The 18,244-nt window shown below is 62.8% G+C and carries 23 protein-coding genes and 1 pseudogene; 8 read left to right on the top strand and 16 right to left on the bottom strand.

Translation table 11 applies throughout. From position 1 onward, the window contains the following. Positions 1-501 (top strand): annotated as a pseudogene (locus QZ184_RS01515) (hypothetical protein); the annotation flags it as partial. Here the strand turns inward: QZ184_RS01515 and psb29 are convergent. Further along, positions 498-1,178, bottom strand: coding sequence for a photosystem II biogenesis protein Psp29 (gene psb29 / locus QZ184_RS01510; protein ID WP_296417812.1), 681 nt, complete (start codon positions 1,176-1,178; stop codon positions 498-500). The pseudogene QZ184_RS01515 and the gene psb29 overlap by 4 nt on opposite strands. A gap of 102 nt (positions 1,179-1,280) precedes the next feature. Here psb29 and clpP point away from each other — a divergent pair, with 102 nt between their 5' ends. Together clpP and QZ184_RS01500 are read left to right on the top strand one after the other, a co-directional pair. Then, positions 1,281-1,871 carry an ATP-dependent Clp endopeptidase proteolytic subunit ClpP gene (clpP, locus tag QZ184_RS01505; protein WP_010317246.1) on the top strand — a complete coding sequence of 197 codons (591 nt, stop codon included), beginning with the start codon at positions 1,281-1,283 and terminating at the stop codon, positions 1,869-1,871. A gap of 15 nt (positions 1,872-1,886) precedes the next feature. Beyond that, positions 1,887-2,078: a DUF2256 domain-containing protein gene (locus tag QZ184_RS01500; protein WP_247478651.1), complete on the top strand. Its 192-nt coding sequence runs from the start codon at positions 1,887-1,889 to the stop codon at positions 2,076-2,078. Between the two features lie 25 nt (positions 2,079-2,103). Here QZ184_RS01500 and ftsH read toward each other — a convergent pair whose 3' ends face one another. From ftsH to pyk, 4 genes are all read right to left on the bottom strand, one after another. Continuing rightward, positions 2,104-4,041: an ATP-dependent zinc metalloprotease FtsH gene (ftsH, locus tag QZ184_RS01495; RefSeq protein WP_296415161.1), complete on the bottom strand. Its 1,938-nt coding sequence runs from the start codon at positions 4,039-4,041 to the stop codon at positions 2,104-2,106. A 111-nt stretch (positions 4,042-4,152) separates the two neighbouring features. Further along, positions 4,153-4,404 (bottom strand): DUF1830 domain-containing protein, encoded by a 252-nt coding sequence (locus QZ184_RS01490; RefSeq protein ID WP_296415159.1) that lies wholly within the window; start codon positions 4,402-4,404, stop codon positions 4,153-4,155. Positions 4,405-4,510: 106 nt separating this feature from the next. Then, a complete protein-coding gene (locus QZ184_RS01485; RefSeq protein ID WP_247478647.1) occupies positions 4,511-5,740 on the bottom strand; it encodes an ABC transporter permease in 1,230 nt (409 codons plus the stop codon). Between the two features lie 27 nt (positions 5,741-5,767). Beyond that, a complete protein-coding gene (gene pyk, locus QZ184_RS01480) occupies positions 5,768-7,225 on the bottom strand; it encodes a pyruvate kinase (RefSeq protein WP_296417811.1) in 1,458 nt (485 codons plus the stop codon). Between the two features lie 60 nt (positions 7,226-7,285). Between pyk and QZ184_RS01475 the strand changes: the two genes are divergently transcribed. Both QZ184_RS01475 and QZ184_RS01470 read left to right on the top strand, forming a co-directional pair. Further along, positions 7,286-7,615: a nucleoside triphosphate pyrophosphohydrolase family protein gene (locus QZ184_RS01475; protein ID WP_247478644.1), complete on the top strand. Its 330-nt coding sequence runs from the start codon at positions 7,286-7,288 to the stop codon at positions 7,613-7,615. A 19-nt stretch (positions 7,616-7,634) separates the two neighbouring features. Then, a complete protein-coding gene (locus QZ184_RS01470; protein ID WP_296415157.1) occupies positions 7,635-8,144 on the top strand; it encodes a hypothetical protein in 510 nt (169 codons plus the stop codon). On the opposite strand, the gene QZ184_RS01465 is transcribed toward QZ184_RS01470, so the two are convergent. From QZ184_RS01465 to ilvA, 3 genes are read right to left on the bottom strand one after another with little or no spacing between them, the layout of a single operon-like run. Next, the gene (locus QZ184_RS01465) at positions 8,141-8,428 is read right to left on the bottom strand and encodes a YggT family protein (protein WP_296415156.1); all 288 of its coding nucleotides are present in this window, start codon (positions 8,426-8,428) and stop codon (positions 8,141-8,143) included. The two genes, QZ184_RS01470 and QZ184_RS01465, sit on opposite strands and share 4 nt — an antisense overlap. 55 nt (positions 8,429-8,483) lie before the next feature. Then, positions 8,484-9,101, bottom strand: a complete 618-nt coding sequence (gene scpB / locus QZ184_RS01460; RefSeq protein ID WP_296415155.1) for an SMC-Scp complex subunit ScpB — start codon at positions 9,099-9,101, stop codon at positions 8,484-8,486. A gap of 32 nt (positions 9,102-9,133) precedes the next feature. After that, positions 9,134-10,726 (bottom strand): threonine ammonia-lyase, biosynthetic, encoded by a 1,593-nt coding sequence (ilvA, locus tag QZ184_RS01455; RefSeq protein ID WP_296415154.1) that lies wholly within the window; start codon positions 10,724-10,726, stop codon positions 9,134-9,136. A gap of 117 nt (positions 10,727-10,843) precedes the next feature. Between ilvA and dxs the strand changes: the two genes are divergently transcribed. After that, a complete protein-coding gene (gene dxs, locus QZ184_RS01450) occupies positions 10,844-12,751 on the top strand; it encodes a 1-deoxy-D-xylulose-5-phosphate synthase (RefSeq protein ID WP_296417808.1) in 1,908 nt (635 codons plus the stop codon). After that, complete coding sequence (locus tag QZ184_RS01445; protein WP_296415152.1) at positions 12,744-13,997, top strand: NAD(P)/FAD-dependent oxidoreductase; 1,254 nt, start codon at positions 12,744-12,746, stop codon at positions 13,995-13,997. The genes dxs and QZ184_RS01445 overlap by 8 nt, the downstream gene beginning before the upstream one ends. A gap of 15 nt (positions 13,998-14,012) precedes the next feature. Here the strand turns inward: QZ184_RS01445 and psaK are convergent, their stop codons facing one another. The 7 genes from psaK to QZ184_RS01410 form a co-directional block, all read right to left on the bottom strand. Continuing rightward, on the bottom strand, positions 14,013-14,270 hold the full coding sequence (gene psaK, locus QZ184_RS01440) for a photosystem I reaction center subunit PsaK (RefSeq protein ID WP_010317232.1): 258 nt from the start codon (positions 14,268-14,270) through the stop codon (positions 14,013-14,015). A 58-nt stretch (positions 14,271-14,328) separates the two neighbouring features. Further along, complete coding sequence (locus QZ184_RS01435) at positions 14,329-14,661, bottom strand: DUF3593 domain-containing protein (protein ID WP_247478636.1); 333 nt, start codon at positions 14,659-14,661, stop codon at positions 14,329-14,331. Beyond that, complete coding sequence (locus QZ184_RS01430; protein WP_029626326.1) at positions 14,658-14,960, bottom strand: DUF2499 domain-containing protein; 303 nt, start codon at positions 14,958-14,960, stop codon at positions 14,658-14,660. Before QZ184_RS01430 ends, QZ184_RS01435 begins: the two co-directional genes overlap by 4 nt. 20 nt (positions 14,961-14,980) lie before the next feature. Then, the gene (locus QZ184_RS01425; protein WP_232197302.1) at positions 14,981-15,127 is read right to left on the bottom strand and encodes a hypothetical protein; all 147 of its coding nucleotides are present in this window, start codon (positions 15,125-15,127) and stop codon (positions 14,981-14,983) included. 120 nt (positions 15,128-15,247) lie between these two features. Continuing rightward, positions 15,248-15,796: a DOMON-like domain-containing protein gene (locus QZ184_RS01420; RefSeq protein WP_247478631.1), complete on the bottom strand. Its 549-nt coding sequence runs from the start codon at positions 15,794-15,796 to the stop codon at positions 15,248-15,250. 2 nt (positions 15,797-15,798) lie between these two features. Then, positions 15,799-16,905, bottom strand: a complete 1,107-nt coding sequence (locus tag QZ184_RS01415; RefSeq protein ID WP_247478629.1) for an aminoglycoside phosphotransferase family protein — start codon at positions 16,903-16,905, stop codon at positions 15,799-15,801. A gap of 67 nt (positions 16,906-16,972) precedes the next feature. Next, positions 16,973-17,209: a DUF3136 domain-containing protein gene (locus QZ184_RS01410; RefSeq protein WP_296417805.1), complete on the bottom strand. Its 237-nt coding sequence runs from the start codon at positions 17,207-17,209 to the stop codon at positions 16,973-16,975. Between the two features lie 148 nt (positions 17,210-17,357). On the opposite strand from QZ184_RS01410, the gene QZ184_RS01405 reads away from it, so the two are divergent. After that, positions 17,358-17,555: a hypothetical protein gene (locus QZ184_RS01405; protein WP_247478627.1), complete on the top strand. Its 198-nt coding sequence runs from the start codon at positions 17,358-17,360 to the stop codon at positions 17,553-17,555. Here QZ184_RS01405 and QZ184_RS01400 read toward each other — a convergent pair. Then, positions 17,552-18,211 carry a methyltransferase domain-containing protein gene (locus tag QZ184_RS01400; protein WP_296415149.1) on the bottom strand — a complete coding sequence of 220 codons (660 nt, stop codon included), beginning with the start codon at positions 18,209-18,211 and terminating at the stop codon, positions 17,552-17,554. The genes QZ184_RS01405 and QZ184_RS01400 overlap by 4 nt on opposite strands. Positions 18,212-18,244 lie beyond the last annotated feature (33 nt).

Raw genomic sequence — 18,244 nt, 5'->3', positions numbered from 1 at the left:
GAGCGCTACGGCCTCAAGGCCGATGCCCTCAAGCGCTTGTCACAAAGCCCCTTTGTCCTGCGCCTCTCGGCCGTTGAACGGGGTCCGTTCCTGGCGGGCCTTCAGCTGCAGCTGCGGCTGCGGGACGGTCGTTCCTTCTGGACGGCGCGGCTGGCGGCGGTGGAGCAAGCCCTGAAGGATCAAGGTCTGGCTCCAAGCTCGGGTCCGCTTGACCAACGTCTCTGGAGTCGCGATGGGGTGGCCCAAGGCGGCTGGCGCTGGCCTTCAAATCAGCAGCTGCTGCTGTTCCTTGGACCCCCGCCCGCTGCAGCCAACGCTGAGGTCCCTGCCGGACTGACCAGCTGGTCCCTGCAACTCAGGCCTCAGCAGTTGCAAGCCAAGGGTCTGCTTCCCTCGCTGCTTCCACTGGTGGTGCGGCGAGCTGGTCAACTGGAGCTGTCGGGCGAACACCCCAAAGCCGCTGAGGGCCAAACGGCCCTGAGCGGTGAGCTCAAGCTTTAGTTGGTGGCCTCGTGCTCGGCGGCGGCTCGCTCGCGGCGACGGCGCTCGGCGGCCACGGTCTCTTCCATCAGCTCGACCGCTTGGGTCATCTTTTCGATGTTCCCCGCATAAAGGCTCAGGTCCTTGTCGACCCGGGCTTTGATCAAGCCCATGGCTTCACCGATCTCATGGGCGGCGCTGCGCAGGGCCTGAGGATCCATGGCCTCGGCACCCTGCGCCCGCTGCAGCAGGCTCAGCAGGCCAACGGCGACAAGCCGGGAATAGTGGAAATCTTCGCGCTGCACGCCGTGCAGCAGTCCGGCAATTGGCGCAGGTGCGCCTTCGCCGCGGTTGCTCAACCAGCCCCTGACCTCATCCAGGCTGTGGTGGCCCACCTGAGTGGCGGCGTCGGAGGCCATTTGACGGAAGGCCGCTCCGTCGAAGCCGTTGGCGCTGCAGAGGGCCTGGAACAGGGGCTCGCGCTGGGCCTCGGGCTTGTAACCGTTGGAGAAGCTGTCAAACACTTGGGTCAGGCCGACGGCAAAGAGGCCATCGGCGTGGAACCCCTTCTGATGGCTCAGCAGGTGCAGTTCCACCAGGAGTTCGTCCACCAGGCGGCGATAGAGCGGCGCGATGACGTAGGGGAACGCCTGGTGAAAGGCCCGCTTGCTATCGGCAACGGTCAGGCTCGCACCCACGCTCAAACATCCATCAAGTTCAGGAGACCCTAGCTCGCTGAGAACGCTGAACAGGGCTGAACCTCAGTAGGATCCGCCCATCTGCAGAGGCCGCCCGTGACCATGATCCCGATCGTGATCGAAGAGTCGGGCCGTGGTGAGCGCGCTTTTGATATCTACTCCCGTCTGTTGCGGGAGCGCATCGTCTTCCTGGGCGAACCGGTGACCTCAGAGTCCGCCAATCGGATCGTTGCCCAACTGCTCTTCTTGGAAGCCGAGGATCCCGAGAAGGACATCTTCCTCTACATCAATTCCCCGGGCGGCTCCGTCTACGACGGCCTGGGCATCTTCGACACGATGCAGCACATCAAGCCTGATGTGCAGACCGTCTGCGTTGGTCTGGCTGCCTCGATGGGCGCCTTCCTGCTCTGCGCCGGTGCCAAGGGCAAGCGCAGCAGCCTGACCCACTCGCGGATCATGATCCACCAGCCCCTGGGCGGGGCCCAGGGCCAGGCCAGCGACATTCGCATTCAGGCCGACGAAATCCTCTATCTCAAGAAGAAGCTCAACCAGGAGCTCTCCGATCGCACCGGTCAGCCCCTGAACCGCATCGAGGACGACACCGATCGCGACTTTTTCATGTCCCCCGCCGAAGCAGTCGAGTACGGCCTGATCGACAAGGTGATCGACAAGCGCCCCGTGCGTCCTGTCTGATCGAGCGAAGGCTCCATGGCCCGCGGGCGCGGTCAACGCAGCGGAGCGGTGGGCGGCCGGGGTCGCCCACCGAGTGAACGTCCCAGCAAAATCTGCCCTGTCTGCCAGCGCCCTTTCCAATGGCGCAAAAAATGGGCATCGGTTTGGGAGCAGGTGATTTATTGCTCCGACCGCTGCCGTCTAGACAGCAAAAAGCCCGCGGGTTGACCGCGGGCTTTGTTGTGCTTCAGCTTCAGGCCGAGGCAGCTTCTGTGCTGCTCAGCAGAGGAGAGAAGCGCTCCTTCTCGGGGACGGTGGTGAATTCGCTGACGATGGCGCGGAACTCATCGCCATCGAGGCTCTCCTTCTCAATCAGGAGCTCCACAACACGGTCCATGCAAGCCCGGTGTTCGGACACGAGCTTGACCGTTTCCTCGTAGCAGCTCTGAACGATCTTGCGCACGGATGCATCGACGCGAGCTGCGGTGGCGTCGGAGCCATCGCTGCGGGTCATCAGATCGCGGCCCAGGAAAACCTCCTGGTTGCCGGCCTCGAGCGAGCACTGACCCAGGTCACTCATGCCGAAACGGGTCACCATCTGGCGGGCGATGGAGGCGACCTGCTGAATGTCGCCGCCGGCACCGGTGGTGACTTCGGCATAGCCAAAGACCACATCCTCTGCAGCCCGGCCGCCGAGGGCACCCATGATTCGCGCCCGAAGCTGAGCACGGCTCACGAGCATCTGCTCTTCATCGGGGGAGAACCAGGTCAAGCCCTGGGCTTGACCGCGGGGGATCAGGGTGACCTTCTGGACTGGGTCATGGGCCTTGACCAGGGTGCCCACCAGGGCATGGCCCACTTCGTGGTAGGCGATCAGTCGCTTGCTGCGGCCATCGGTCAGGGGCTTGCCCTCCATGCCGGCGATGATGCGGTCCACCGCGTCATCGATCTCGGCCAGGCCAGTGGCTTCCTTGCGGCGACGGGCCGTGAGGATGGCAGCCTCGTTGAGGAGGTTGGCGAGGTCAGCGCCAGAGAAACCGGGAGTCCGGCGAGCAATGGCCTCGAGGCTGACGTCATCGGCCAGCTTCTTGTCACGGCAGTGCACGTTCAGCACCGCCAGACGACCCTTGATGTCGGGAACGTCGACTTGAACCTGGCGGTCGAAACGGCCCGGACGCAGCAGGGCGGAGTCGAGAACGTCAGCGCGGTTGGTGGCCGCAATGATGATGATCCCGCTATTGCCCTCGAAGCCGTCCATCTCGGTCAGCAGCTGGTTGAGGGTCTGCTCCCGTTCGTCATTGCCGCCGCCAACACCGGCGCCCCGCTGACGGCCGACGGCATCGATCTCGTCGATGAAGATCAGACAGGGGCTGTTTTCCTTGGCCCGCTTGAACAGGTCGCGCACGCGGCTGGCGCCAACGCCCACGAACATCTCCACAAATTCCGAGCCGGAGAGGGAGAAGAAGGGCACGCCGGCCTCACCAGCGATGGCCTTGGCGAGCAGAGTTTTACCCGTACCAGGAGGGCCCACCAGGAGGACACCCTTGGGGATCTTTGCGCCGACAGAGGTGAAGCGCTCGGGAGTCTTCAGGAAGGTGACGACCTCCTGCAGGTCCTGCTTGGCTTCTTCAACGCCGGCGACGTCGTCAAACATCACACCGGTTTCTGCCTCCATGGCGAACCGGGCCTTGGTCTTGCCGAACTGCATGGCCTGACCGGGGCCACCGGGCATGCCGCCACCGCCACGGCGAGAGAGCAGCACCAGGCCACCGATCAGCAGCAGGGGGAAGAGCAGGTTGCCCAGCAGGCCCAGCGCTGGAGGCGCGGTGCGGGGGGGATGGATGTCAAAGCTGATGCCCTGCTCCTTGAGGTTGTTGACCAACTCAGGGGCAAGACCAGGCAGGTCAACGCGCAGGCGCTGCACGCGGTTGTCCAGGTCGGGATCAACGGCTTCAACAACGGCGGTGCGGCCACCGTCAAAGATGTCCACCGCGGTGACGCGGCCGGCATCGACGTAATCGATGAAGCGGCCATAGCTCATCCGAGCGACAGCGGCATTGCGCGGTGCCACGGTTGTTCCCGAGGACCGGCTGACTCCACCGAAACCGCCGCCCAGGACTTGCCAGCCGAGGAAGACAGCGACGCTGATGGGCAGGACCCAAAGAGCAATCGTGCGCCAGCGTTGATTCATGGCCGCCTCAGGTGCAGATCTGAATGTTTAACAAGTGTAAAGCGAGCGCGGCCTGTTCTGGGCAGATCTCAGGCGCGGCAGCGCTTTTTCCCTCTCATTCGAGGCTGATCTTTAGGCCGATTGCGGCAAATCAAGCTCAGCCACGCCGGTCAGCTCCTCCGCCAGGAACCGTTCCAGCAGTTCTGGTCCCCCTAAGGAATGGCTCCAAATCTCGACTTCAGAGGCCGGTGGTGCCTCAAATCCCAGGATCTCAACGGGGAAGACCACCCGCTCCAGGAAGAATTGATCGGGTCCAACGCAGCGCAGGATCACCATCCGATCGCTGCGGTTTTGGTACCCACACTGGAGCTGGTTCAAGACCAATTGGAATCAGAACTGTTATTGACGCCTGTTTCATCGGCCTGATTTGTCGTCGATGAGACCGGCCCTCAAGGTCGCAGGCTTCTTTCGATTTCCTTCAGGTTTGCCCCTAGAGACTGCGTAGGGCGGTGATTGGATCCAGTCGAGCCGCACGCCTGGCCGGCAGCACGCCAAAGACCAACCCAATGCTGCCGGAGAGTCCCATCGTCACCAACACACTGCTGCTGCCAATGGCAGCGGGAAGGGGTGTGACGGCCGCCACGATTGCAATGGCGGAGAGGCCCAGGCTGCTTCCAATCAATCCACCCAAGGTGGAGAGCACTAAGGCCTCAACGAGGAACTGACTCAGGACATCACTGCTGCGCGCACCGATGGCCTTGCGCAGTCCGATCTCTGAGGTCCGCTCACTGACCGAGACCAACATGATGTTCATGATCCCGATGCCGCCCACCAACAGCGAGATCGCACCGATGGCGGCGAGCATCAAGGTGAGTCCGCCGGTGATGGTGCCCACAATCGAGAGGGCATCTTTTTGCGAGCGGACAGCGAAGTCGTCCTCCCGCAGGATGTTGTGCCGTTGGCGCAGCAGGTTGGTGATCTGGAATTTCGCCGCACCGGTGCTGGCCTCATCCACGGCCTCCACGCTGATGAAGTTCAGGCTCACCCCGTAGGTGGGATCCCGGCCTGAGAGCTTGCTGACCATCGTCGTCAGGGGGATGTAGGCGGCCTCGTCTTGGTTTTGGCCAAAGACAGCACCTTTCGGCGCCATCACACCAATCACTTCAAAGCCCTGATTGCGAATGCGGACGCGCTGTCCGATCGCGGAGCCAGAGGGCAAAAGTTTTTGCTTGAGGTCAGGTCCAATGACCACGACATTGCGGGCCCCTTCCATGTCCCTCTGGTCGATGAAGCGGCCCCGGGCCACTTCAAATCGCCGCACCGTTAAAAACTCTGGGCTGATGCCTGAAACGGTGGCGCTGGCACTTTTTGCGCCCGCCTGCAGTACGGCGCTGAGGGTGATCTGCGGCACCACCCTGCGAACACTCGGGACCTGCTCGGCGATGGCTTCGGCATCTTCCAAAACCAAGGTCTTGGGAAAATCAATTCCGCGGCGACGGCTGTCGTTGTTGCCCGGGACGACAAAGAGGACGTTGGCCCCCAGCGTGTTGAGCTGACCCTCGGCGAGGTTCTGGGCACCACGGCCGACACCGACCAGGGTGATGACTGAGGCATTCCCAATCACGATGCCCAGCATCGTGAGCAGAGAGCGCAGACGATTGGCCCTCAGGGTGGCCAGGGCCATCCCGACGGTCTCGCGCATAGGGAGCTTGGCGGGCATTGCCGGGATGGCCAGCAGAGCCCCGTTTTAAACGATGCTCGGGTTGAGAACGGTGCCCTTGCCCACGACGCTGACCTTGACCAGGTCGGTCGAACCGCTGACATCAGCGAAGGTTCCGGCGGTCTGAATGACCAGATCCCCTTCTTTGAGCATGTTTGCCTCCGCTGCCACTTCCATGGCCCGGTTAAAGGTTGCCGCTGCGTTGTCCATGTCGGAGACCAGCAACGGGGTCACGCCCCAGACCAGTTGGAGCTGTGAGGCCACCTTGCTGTCGCTGGTGATGGCCAGGATCGGTGTGCTCGGACGGAATTTGCTGACGTTGCGCGCCGTGGATCCACTCTTGGTCAGCGGAAGGATGGCCGCAGCCTCCAGCTGGCTCGCAATCGAGCTGACGGCGTGGGAGATCGCGTTCGGAACGGTTGAGGCCAGCTGCCCATCGCTGCTGCGGCTGGGGTAGTCCCGCTCGATGCGCCGGGCGATTTGGCTCATGGTGGCCACGGCCTCGACGGGGTAATCACCCACGGCGCTTTCGTTGGAGAGCATCACCGCATCCGTGCCATCGAGGATCGCGTTGGCGACGTCGCTGACTTCTGCGCGGGTGGGCCTGGGGCAGCTCACCATCGAGTCGAGCATCTGGGTGGCGGTGATGACCGGAATCCCCAGGGTGTTGCACTTGCGGATCAGTTCCTTCTGCAGCAGGGGAACTTCCTCGGCGGGCATCTCCACACCGAGGTCGCCGCGGGCCACCATGACGCCGTCGCACATCGGCAGCAGCGCATCCATCTGGTCGATGGCTTCAAATTTTTCGATCTTCGCGACCACGGGTGTGTTGTGGCCGTGGGAGCGAATCAGGGCCTTGATCTCCTCCATGTCGGAGGGATTGCGCACGAAGCTCAGGGCCACCCAATCGACGCCTTGGCTCAGACCAAATTCGAGGTCTTCGCGGTCCTTGTCGGTCAGGGCACGGACGGAGAGCTGCACGTCCGGGAAGTTGACGCCCTTGTTGTTGGAGAGGACGCCACCAACCGTGACGGTGCAGTGGAGGGTCTGGCTGGACTGCTCCACTTGGTCCACGACCATCTCGACGCGGCCGTCATCCAGCAGGATGCGGCTCCCGGGGACCACTTCATCCGCCAACTTGTCGTAGGTGACGGTGGCGATGGTTTGGCAGCACTCGACGTCCCTGGACGTCAGGGTGAAGGAGTCGCCTTGGGCAACGGTGATCGGACCGTCCTTGAAACGGCCCAGGCGAATCTTGGGGCCCTGGAGGTCCTGGAGGATCCCGATGTGAACACCCATCTCCGCGGCAACCTTGCGGATGGTGCTGATCCGCGCTGCGTGCTCGCTGTGGTCGCCGTGGGAGAAATTCAGGCGAAAGGTGGAGGCACCGGCCTCAATCAGGCGCCTGAGCTGCTCAGGCGATTCGGTGGCGGGACCGATGGTTGCCACGATCTTGGTGCGACGCGTGAGATCGGGCAGGGCCATTCGGGGGCGCCAAAGGGAGAAGCGACACTATCATCGAGGCCCTCCAGCGCTGTCGTACCAATGGATCTGAATGCTTATCAGCAGGGTGCGAGGCAAACGGCCCGCTATCCCGATGTGGGCTCCAACCCCATCTACCCAACCCTGGGCCTCTGCGGCGAATCCGGAGAGGTCGCGGACAAGGTCAAAAAAGTGCTGCGCGATAGCGGTGGCGAGTTTTCCGCGGAGGTCCGGGAGTCCTTGAAGCTCGAGCTCGGTGATGTCCTTTGGTACGTCGCTCAGCTCGCCAGTGAGTTGGGCTTCAGTCTCGATGAGATCGCCCAGGCCAACCTCGACAAATTGGCCAGTCGCGCCGCCCGTAACGTGATCGCTGGAAGCGGCGACCACCGCTAAGCAGCTGGAGTCAGGCTGGATGCAGATGCACCGATCGCTCTCACGGGCCCTCGCTCGAGCGCTGAGCGCCGTGCTCGTCGTTGCTTGCACAGTCTTCGGCGCCGCCCCTGGCGCCTTGGCCGCTGGTCTGAGCGTTCACGACGTGAGCTTGGACCCCTGTCCTGCTGAAGATATCGGAGCTCAACCGCAGCTCAAGCGGCCCAGTGGCGCCAGTTGTTTTGTGCTGCGGGGCAGTGTCGATAACCCTGGTCGCAAGACGGTATTTGACACCGATGTCTTTGCCCAAATCCTGGACGCCAGCGGCGAACCAGTGCTTCAGAACCGTTCCCGAGTCGGTTCCATCGGCGATGTCGAGCAGGGCACCTCAAGCTTCGCCCTGCGTCTGGCTGTCCCAGCGGGCACCCCAGGACCGTTCAGCTTCTCCAACGTGAAAGCGCGCGGCTTCAGCGCTCCTGTTCGGACCCGTGCGGGTGAGTTTGATGACCTGCTGCCGTTGGAGCAGGCCGTCGCCGGCGCGGATCCGGCCTAGAAGAAGGCTGGATAGAAGTAACCCCGGCTCTGCTCCAGCAAGCCTTGGAGCAACTGCAGAGCCAGGAAAGCCACGATTGCTGAGAGGTCCAGGCCGCCCAGGGGGGGAATCAAACCGCGAAACACCCCGAGGTAGGGGTCGGTGATCGCACTCACGGTGGACAGCACTGGATTGCTCCAGTCGAGATTGGGGAACCAGCTCAGCAGCACCCGAACGAACAGCACGAGCGTGTAGATCGAGAGCGTTTGGATCAGGACGCCGATCAGATCGCCGAGGATGGACATGGCTGCAGCTGCGTTGGAGTCACTCTATTGAGTGTGTGTGGAGGCTGGGATTGCTCTAAGCGGCCTGCTCCCACTCTTCATCGCTGAGCTCGACTGCGGGACTGGCGGGAGCTGGCTTGACCGCCTTGCGCTGGGCCACCAGCTCATCGGTCTTGACCGAGAAGGTTCGATGGAACTTCTCACTGAGGCTCAACCAGAAGGACCGTCCCTCGCTTTGGCGTTTGCGCTCGATGAAGTTCTGGGCCAGCAGCTCCTTGATGTGGTCGTAGGCCCCTGATCCCCGCAGGTCCACCAGATCGGACTGCAGGATTCGCTTTTTGATGGCAATCGTGGCCAAGGTGCGCAGGGCCGCTGTGGAGAGGTCCACCGGCAGCAGGTTCTGCACCAGATCCCCCAGGCCATCCCGCAGTTGCAGGCTGTAGCGCTTGCCCTCCTGGCGAATCTCGAGAGCGGTGTCCCTGTGGGCGTAGTCGGCCATCAGGGTGATCAGGCCCATCTCGACCTCATCACGACTGGCGCCTGCGATCTCGGCTAGCTCGCCCTGGGTCAGAGCCCTGCCCTTGAGATAAAGGATGGCCTCTAGGCGTGCGGGTAGCGAGAGATTGCTGCCGGCCCGTTGCAGGGCAATCGTGTCGCCTTCAGCGGGGATGGGCTCTTGGGTGTCGCCTGCCATATCCCCCGGCTGAACAGTGCGTTGCTCGAAAGTTATCCCACGCTCAAGCTGCCGGCCAGCTCACCCAGGAAGAGGCGATAGGCCGGATTGCTGGTCTCATCGGCGTACTGATAGCCCAGTCCATCGAGGAAGCTCTGCCATTCGTTCATCTCCGCCTCGGGCACCTGGACCCCGACGACGATGCGGCCGACGTCTGCCCCGTGGTTCCGGTAGTGAAAAATGCTGATGTTCCAGTTGGGGTGCAGGCTGGTCAGGAAGCGCATCAGTGCGCCCGGTCGCTCCGGGAATTCGAAGCGGTAGAGCAGTTCCCGCCCATGGCCAGCGGCCTCACCCGTGCTGGCCGGTAGCCGACCGCCGACCATGTGCCGCAGATGGAGCTTGGAGAGCTCGTCGTTGGAGAGATCCAGGCAGGGGAAGCCGGCATCCCTGAGGCTGTGGATCAAGGCCTGTTCATCGGAGCTGCCGCTGGTTTGCACCCCAACAAAGATGTGGGCGCGACTGGGGTCGGCCAGTCGATAGCTGAATTCGGTCAGGCTGCGCTGCCCCAGCAGGGTGCAGAACTGACGCAGGCTTCCGGCCTGCTCCGGGATCTCGACCGCCAACATCGCTTCGCGGTCTTCGGTGATCTCGGTGCGCTCCGCCACAAAGCGCAGGCGATCGAAGTTCATGTTGGCCCCGCAGGCCACGGCCACCAGGGTCTGTCCCTCGCGCTGACGGCGGCTGATGTCAGCCTTCATTCCCGCCACCGCAAGGGCACCGGCCGGCTCAAGAATCGAGCGGGTGTCTTCAAAGACGTCCTTGATGGCGGCGCAGATGGCGTCGTTGTCGACGGTGACCATGGCGTCGACGACAGTTCTGGCCAGCTCAAAGGTCTGAACACCGACCTCTCGTACGGCGACACCATCGGCGAACAGTCCGACCTGCTCGAGCTTCACCCTCTCCCCTAGGGCCAGGGAGCGGGTCATGGCATCGGCATCAACCGGTTCCACCCCGATGACCTCAACGCTGGGCCAGAGGCTTTTGACGTAGGCGCCAATGCCAGCGATCAGGCCACCTCCGCCGACGGCGATGTAGATCGCATCGGGGGGCTCAGAGCACTGTCTGAGGATCTCCAGCCCAATGGTCCCCTGGCCTGCGATCACCTCAGGGTCATCAAAGGGATGAATAAAGGTCAGCCCTCGCTCATCGGCCAGTCGGTAGGCCTCCGCGCAGGCGGCGTCATAGGTGTCGCCCTCCAGCACCACCTCAGCGCCCCGAGCCGCCACGGCCCTGACCTTCATCTCTGGGGTGGTGACGGGCATGACGATCACCGCTCGGCAGCCCAAGCGCTGGGCGCCCAGGGCCACGCCCTGGGCATGGTTTCCGGCGCTCGCAGCGATCACGCCCCGCTCCAGCTCCGATGGGCTGAGGCTGGCCATCTTGTTGTAGGCGCCGCGCAACTTGAAACTGAAGACCGGCTGCAGGTCTTCCCGCTTCAGCAGAACGGTGTTCTTCAGCCGCCTGGAGAGGTTCGGCGCTGCATCGAGGGGCGACTCGATGGCCACGTCGTAGACCCTGGCCCGCAGGATTCGTTGCAGCATCTCCATGCCGGAGCCGGAGTTCTGGTTGGGGCCGGTGGCTGTCATTGCGACTGGACGATCACACCAGTCTCGCAAGCTCCTGGGATCGGTCTAGGGGTAGCCAAATCAACCCCAGAGGACGTCCGGCTCCGCGTAGGCTGAACCCCAATCTTGGCCGCAGGCATGCATCTCAGCGAGCTGACGCATCCGAATCAGCTGCATGGCCTCAGCGTCACTGAGTTAGAGGGCATTGCCCGTCAGATTCGAGAACGCCACCTGGAGGTGGTGAGCACCAGCGGCGGCCACCTCGGTCCTGGCCTGGGCGTTGTGGAACTGACCCTCGCCCTCTATCAGACCCTCGACCTCGACAAGGACCGCGTGGTCTGGGATGTGGGCCACCAGGCCTATCCCCACAAGCTGATCACTGGTCGCTACAAGGATTTCCACACCCTGCGTCAAAAAGACGGGGTTGCGGGCTACCTCAAGCGCTGCGAAAGCTCCTTTGACCATTTCGGTGCAGGCCACGCCAGCACTTCGATTTCTGCCGCCCTGGGCATGGCCCTGGCCCGTGATCAACGCGGTGAGGATTTCAAGAGTGTTGCCGTCATTGGTGACGGCTCTCTAACCGGGGGTATGGCCCTGGAGGCCATCAACCACGCAGGCCACCTCCCCAAGACCCGCCTTTTGGTTGTCCTCAACGACAACGACATGTCGATTAGCCCCCCCGTCGGGGCGCTCTCGACCCACCTGAACCGGATGCGGCATAGCCGTCCGCTGCAGTTCCTTCAGGACAACGCGGAAGAGGCGATCAAGCACTTGCCGTTCATGCACGGTGAGCTGCCGCCGGAGCTCAAAAACCTCAAGGAGAGCATGAAGCGCCTCGCCGTCCCCAAGCTGGGCGCGGTCTTTGAGGAACTGGGCTTCACCTATATGGGCCCGGTCGACGGCCATGACATCGCAGGTCTGATCGACGTCTTCGAGCAGGCCCACGCCCATGAGGGTCCGGTGCTGGTGCATGTGGCCACCACCAAAGGCAAGGGCTACGCCTTCGCTGAGGCGGATCAGGTGGGCTACCACGCCCAGAGTGCATTCGATCTAGCGACCGGCAAGGCCTACCCCTCCAGCAAGCCCAAGCCCCCTAGCTACAGCAAGGTCTTCGGCCAGACCCTGGTCAAACTCTGTGAGCAGGATCCCAGGGTGGTGGGCATCACGGCCGCCATGGCCACGGGCACGGGTCTGGATCTCCTTGAGAAGGCGCGCCCCCAGCAGTATTTCGATGTCGGCATCGCTGAGCAGCATGCCGTGACCATGGCGGCTGGCATGGCCTGTGAAGGACTGCGCCCCGTTTGTGCGATCTACAGCACCTTCCTGCAGCGCGCCTACGACCAACTCATCCATGACGTCGGCATCCAGAACCTGCCGGTCACCTTCGTTTTGGATCGCGCCGGCATCGTCGGTGCCGATGGCCCCACGCACCAAGGCCAGTACGACATCAGCTACCTGCGCTGTGTGCCGAATTTCACGGTCATGGCGCCGAAGGACGAGGCCGAGCTGCAACGGATGATGGTGACCTGCTTGAACCACAGCGGTCCGACCGCCCTCCGCATTCCGCGGGGTGAAGGGGAAGGAGCCCCCTTGATGGAAGAGGGATGGGAGCCCCTGGAGCTCGGACGCGGTGAACTGCTCACCGATGGCGATGATCTGCTGATCGTGGCCTATGGCTCGATGGTGGCTCCGGCCATGGCCACAGCCGGTCTGCTGCAGGAACAGGGCGTCCGCGCGGCGGTGATCAACGCCCGCTTCCTACGCCCGCTGGATGAGGCGTTGATCCTGCCGATGGCTCGCCGGATCGGCAAGGTTGTGACCATGGAAGAGGGCTGCCTCGCCGGTGGCTTCGGCGCCGCTGTGGTCGAGATCCTCAACGACAAGGACGTGCTGGTGCCGGTGCACCGGATTGGTATCCCGGATGTGCTGGTGGACCACGCCACACCGGCCCAAAGCAAGGAGGCCCTGGGCCTGACCCCGGTCCAGATGACCGAGTCCATCCTGGATCGCTTCGGCACCTTGAAGCGCCAGGCTGTGGGTGTCTGAAGCGCCTCGCGATCAGAGAACCTGGGATGTGCTGATTGCGGGCGCCGGTCCTTCCGGCTCTCGCTTGGCACAGCAGTTGAGTGCAGCCGGCGCCACGGTGCTGCTGGTGGAGGCCCTGGAGGACTTCTCGAAGAACGCCTTCAGCAGTGCCGCCCTGCCGCTCAGCGCCGTCGAGCGTTGGCAGCTGCCCGAGTCGGTGATCGCCTCTCGCTGGGACCAGTGGCAGCTCTTTGGGCCGGGGGAGAGTCGCCGTTGCTGGGCGGCCGATGCACCACTCGGCGTTGTTTTGGACTTTGCGGCCCTGCGGCGCTGGTTGGCAGATCAGGCCCTGGCTAGCGGTACGCAACTCCAGCTGGGTTGGAGGGTCTGCGCCACCGAGACCCTGAGCTCCGGTCTCGCCCAGACGCAGCTGCGGGGCCCGGGGGGCCGTGAAGCAGTGATCACCAGCCGTTTCGTGGTCGATGCCACCGGAGAAAAACGTGTGCTCATGGGTGAACCACGCCACCACCCCCTGGTCAGTGGCTCAGGGGTGGAGTGGGTGCTCCAGGTTCCCGTCGAGCGCTGGCAGGACTGGGCCGGGCGCCTGAGTTTCATGCTCGGCAGTCGTTGGGTTCCCCAGGGCTATGGCTGGGTCTTTCCCATGGAGCCCGGGCGCTTAAAGGTGGGCGTCTGCCGCCTGCACGACAGCGGGCGCTCGCAACCGCCGCTCCACCAATTGCAGCTGCAGCTGCTCGATCGCCTGGGGCTGACTGGCGACACCGTGGTGGATCGCCATGGGGGCCTGATCCGCAGCACGATTCGTCGCCGTGAAGCGCATCAACGTGGTGCTCTGGTGGGATTGGGCGACGCGGTCAGCACCGGAAACCTGCTCGGTGGCGAAGGCATTCGCCATGCCCTGACTAGTGCCGATGTTCTTGCACCCTTCCTGCTGGGGGCGCTGGCTGGGCGAGGCCGGGCACTCGCGAGCTATCCCAAACGTTTGCGCCAACAGCTGGGGTGGCGCTGGTCCCTGAGCGGCCGTCTGGCCCAACGCACCTGGCTCGGTCTCTCCGGTGAACCGGCCGATCGTCGTTTGGAGCGTCTACTCGAGGGGTTGCAGACAACGGCCAGTGCCGAGGCACTCTCGCGGTTGTTGTTTGATTACCGCTTCGAGCGCTATGGGCTGCGGGCCCTGCCCTACCTGCTGGGCTGGGCATCCATGGCTACAAAAAAGCCCCCCTGCAGGAGGGGGGCTTCAGACGACTGAACGAAGGAGCGTGGATCAGACCACGCCGCGGGCGGCCAGGCCGAGGATCGCGCCCATGCCGAGGATGTGACCGAAGGAGGTGGTGGCCAGCAGAGCGGCGTGGCTCATGCCGCCAAACATGGCTGCGTTGGGAAGCTGTGCACCCTCGTTGGGGTACTTGATGGTGGCCTTGCCGATGCCGATGGCGATCACGTTGGCGATGATCATCACCAGGCCCACCTTGGGAGACCAGGCCACGGAGGCGGGGGCGATAGCCAGCAGAGGAGCGAGCATCGAAATCTTTGGGTGACACCTCATCTTCCGAGCGGCGCAGGCCAAAGGCCCCCTTCGCTTAAGACTTGTTCACCCCCTTGGGCATGAATCCCAGCAGGATCATCACGTTGCTGACGGTCAAGAACAGCTCTGCGCCCCCATGCAGTGGATCCACATCGGCCAACTGACGGCCGTAGAGCCCTTCGGCCAGCAGGGCCGCTGCAATCGTGATCAAGACAAAGATCAAGGTGAAGCCAAAGCCCCAGAGGGCTAGGGGTGGAACGCGTTTGGACTTCCAGGCCCACCAGAGAAAGGCCAGGTAAGGGAACAGTGAGGCCGCGAACAGGGGCGAGGGATCAACACTCCCGAGTTGGCTCAGACCAGCGCTGAGAGCTTGGATCAGCCCGTTCATCCCAGGGTTGCCCGCTTGCGCTGGAGATTCCAGGCCGCCAGAGCCATGGCAGCGTTGCCAAGGACGGTGCAGCCGGCCTGCAGGACGACCAGTCCGTAGAGCTCCTGGGCGTTATCGAAGAGGTGCCAGGTGCAGGCGGCCATGGCACTGATCAACGCTGGAACCATGGCCAGCGCTAGCCAGTTCCACTCCGGCTCTCCGCGCCGTTGGCCCCACCGTTGAATGGCCAGCATGGCCAGTCCCCACTCCAACACTGAGGCCACATGGATCCACCAGGTGGGTAGGGAAAGTGCGTGCATGGGCCGTTTCTAGCGGCCGCTTAGACGACGTGGGTGCTGAGGTGCTCGAAGACGGTCTGCAACACCGCAGCCATCTCGGGCTTGAGTTGGCAATCCGGGGTCGTTTTCGATGCCAGAAGAAGCAAGGCGCAGGCATCGACCAGCTGGGAGGCTTCAGCCGTGGTCATGCTGACCAGGTGCTCTTCTCCGCAGTGGGTGACATTCAAACCGGACAGGCGTTGATGTAGCGCACGCTACTGAAAAGAACGTTTCGCTTTCAAAGCGTGTGAATTTCTTCGGTTTTGTAATCAGTCTTGAGCGGATTGTTTTGCCGTGATGCTGAAGCTTTCGCGCCGGTGAAAATCGGCTTCACTGGCGCAGTGCTTCAACGCCCAAAAGCTGCATCCCTGGTGGTGTAACGCGACAACGGCCGTCAGAGAGCATTCCAGTTGCTCAAAGGCTTTCTTCAGATCCAGGCAAACCTCGGACTCCAGGATCAAGGCCGAATCCAGTTCCTGCCGGCGGCTGTTGATTCCTTTGACCTGGATCCCCGTTTCGATGGCCAACCCCTGCCTGTAGTCCTCCAGCCTGTAGAGGTTCCAATCACCACTGGGACTGAGGTTGAACTCCCAGTAGGGACGCTGGCCCGGAACGCCAAAAAAAGCTTCGAGGCAGGTGCTCTGCCAAAGACCGTCTACACGCTTGGGCTCGGCTGTTGCTTCCGGGCAAACCAGTTGATCGCTTGGGCCCTGCAACCTGAACTGCAGTTGCAGCTCGGAATCGCACAGAACGAGATTCGCTTCAACACTGCAGTCCTGGAGGAACGCTTCGTGTTGAAAGGGCTGCAGGCGAAGCACGCTTACAGGGCAGCAGGGGCCTGGTTGCTCAGGCCCACCAGCAGCGTTTGCAGCAACTCCCACTGCTCTTCGATGCTCTGGGTGAGTGCAAATTGCACGCGGGCGCGTTTGAGGTTTTGTCCGGGCGTCTTCACCTTGAAATAGGCATCGCCATTGAGGTGATCCGTGAAGAAGCGAAGACCTAGTTCGAAGCTGATCAGTCGAGCGGCTTCGGGGATGAAGCGACGATCCGATGCCGTCAGCATCGAACCGGCCGCCTCGAGGTAGCCCCGCAGGATGGCTTCGGCTAATCCCAGATCAAAACTGACTTGATCGGGGCTGCTGGCCTCCTCGCCAGCCCGGTTGCAGCAGGAGCGCAGGCAATCTCCGATGTCGTACTGCACCAGTCCTGGTTTCACCGTGTCGAGATCGATCAGGGCGACGGCCTCGCCCGTCTCTGTGTCCAGCATCACGTTGTTGATCTTGGGATCACCGTGAATCGGCCGCTCCTGCAGTTCGCCGCGCTCCTTGGCCTGCTCGAGGACGGAGCAGAAGCCTTCGCGCTCGCGAATAAAGGCAATGCAGAAGTCGGTGTCCTCGCAGGGCTCGGCTTGTGTGCGCACCAGCGCCTGCCGGTACTGATCGAGGTAGCGAGGGGTGATGTGGAACCCCTCGAGGGTGTCGTGGAGAGTCTCGGTGGGGAGGTCGTGGATCAGTTGATGAAAGCGACCGAGCCCCCGGCCCAGTTCGTAGGCCTGCCGCTCATCCTCAATCGCATCAACGCTGCGGGCCTGGCCGATGAAGCTCATGCAGCGCCAGACCTTGCCCTCTTGGCAGCGATGCCAGGGATCGGCTGAGCCCCTTGGCGCCAGCAACTGCGGGTGCTCCCAGCGGGAGCTCTGCGGTGGCTGCTCCTTCCCTGCGATATGCGCCTGCAGGGTGAGCAGGTTGCGCATCACCTGCTCCGGTGAGCCAAAAACCGCGGTGTTGATCCGCTGCAAGACATACGCTCCGCGAGCGGTCTCGACCAGATAGGTGTCGTTGACATTGCCGCTTCCCAGGGGGCTGACCTGCAACACGGTCCCTGGGGGATGAAAGACCTCAGCGGCCTCCAGGAGAGCGGCATCCATCAGATGACGCTGTCACGGAAACTTCCTTGTCCTGAGGACTCGGGGTCAGCTGTTCGAGAGGACCGGCCTAGCTGGCCGTGGTCTCCCGTTGAATCTCCCGCTGGAGCTGGTAGCGGATCTGGTCCGGTGCCTTGTACTGACGGGGAAGGCAGTTGTGCAGGGTCTCGAGCCTGCTCCAGACCAGGGTTTTTTCGATGCCGGCGGTCGAACGTCCTTCGAGCAGCAGCTGTTTCAGGGCCTTGCGGTAGAGGAAGTATTTGGACTCCAGCTCACCAATCGTTAGACCTTCTGAACTCGCTGTCATCTGAAGGCCCTGTACCAGCCTTCAACCTACGCGAGTGACCGGGTGCCCTGGGCGACAGCGTTGCAGAGCCAAATCAAAAAACTTTCTCTCGATTGATTGCCCGCGCTCCATGAAGCGGCTCTCATGGACCCACCTTTGGGGCTGCCGCATGCTTGCTGCCGTTGCCAACGCCGCGCTCTTGCTGCTCTACGGAGTGGTGGGTCTTCAACTGGTGCGGGCCTTTCTGAGCCATCGGCGCCGTCTGCGCCAGAAGGCCAAGCGCTTGATCCTCGAGTTGGCCTACTCCGCGGACGAACCAACGAACGCTCCAGCTCCCTTGGGGCGCGACCGCGATTGGGCCGCTTAAGGCAGCTGGTTTGGTTTGTGGCTAATCACGGCAAAGAACGGGTCACCCGGCTGACCGAGCAGCCCCATCACGCCAGCGGCCTTTGTGGTTTCTGCGATTCGCTCGGTTGACTGCCAGCCTTGGGCCTCCAGGACGCCTGCGACGTAATCGAGATGGTCCTGATCGCTGCTATCGGTCCAGATCAGGGGTGCTTTGGTGAAGAACATCCGGTTGGAGAAGGCAACGATCACCTGACCGCCAGGCCGCGTCAGCCGCAGCAGTTCACTGGCGATGGCCTCGGGATATTGGAGGTACTGCCAGCCGGCGACGATCAAGGTGGCGTCCACGCTGCTGCTGGGCAGTGGTAGTTCCTGGTTTTGGTTGAGGTTTTGCAGCCAGTAGCTATCCAGGCGGGGGTTGGCCGCGAGTTCTTTCTCGTTTAAACCGTGCCCGATCACCCGCTCGAGGGCCTTGTCCTCTGGAAGGTGTGAGACCCAGCTGGACATCAAATCCAGCACTACGGCGTTCTTTGGAATCCGCTCTGTGTAGAGCGCGGTGAGCCGTGTGCGGAAGGCCTGGTCCAGGTGATGCACCAGCCGCGGCTCGGCATAAAACAGGACGTCATCGGATCCGTCCCACTTGCGCCTCTGGGACTCCTCCAGCACCAGAACGGTCATGGCTGATTGATCGGTCGCTGCAGTCTGCTGTAG

The sequence above is a fragment of the Vulcanococcus sp. DEBay_Sum22DG08_74 genome (assembly GCF_017852955.1).
In the GTDB taxonomy this organism is placed as follows: Bacteria; Cyanobacteriota; Cyanobacteriia; order PCC-6307; family Cyanobiaceae; genus Vulcanococcus.
The sequence above is the reverse complement of the archived record's forward strand: the minus strand, read 5'-3'. Positions and strand labels throughout refer to the sequence as shown.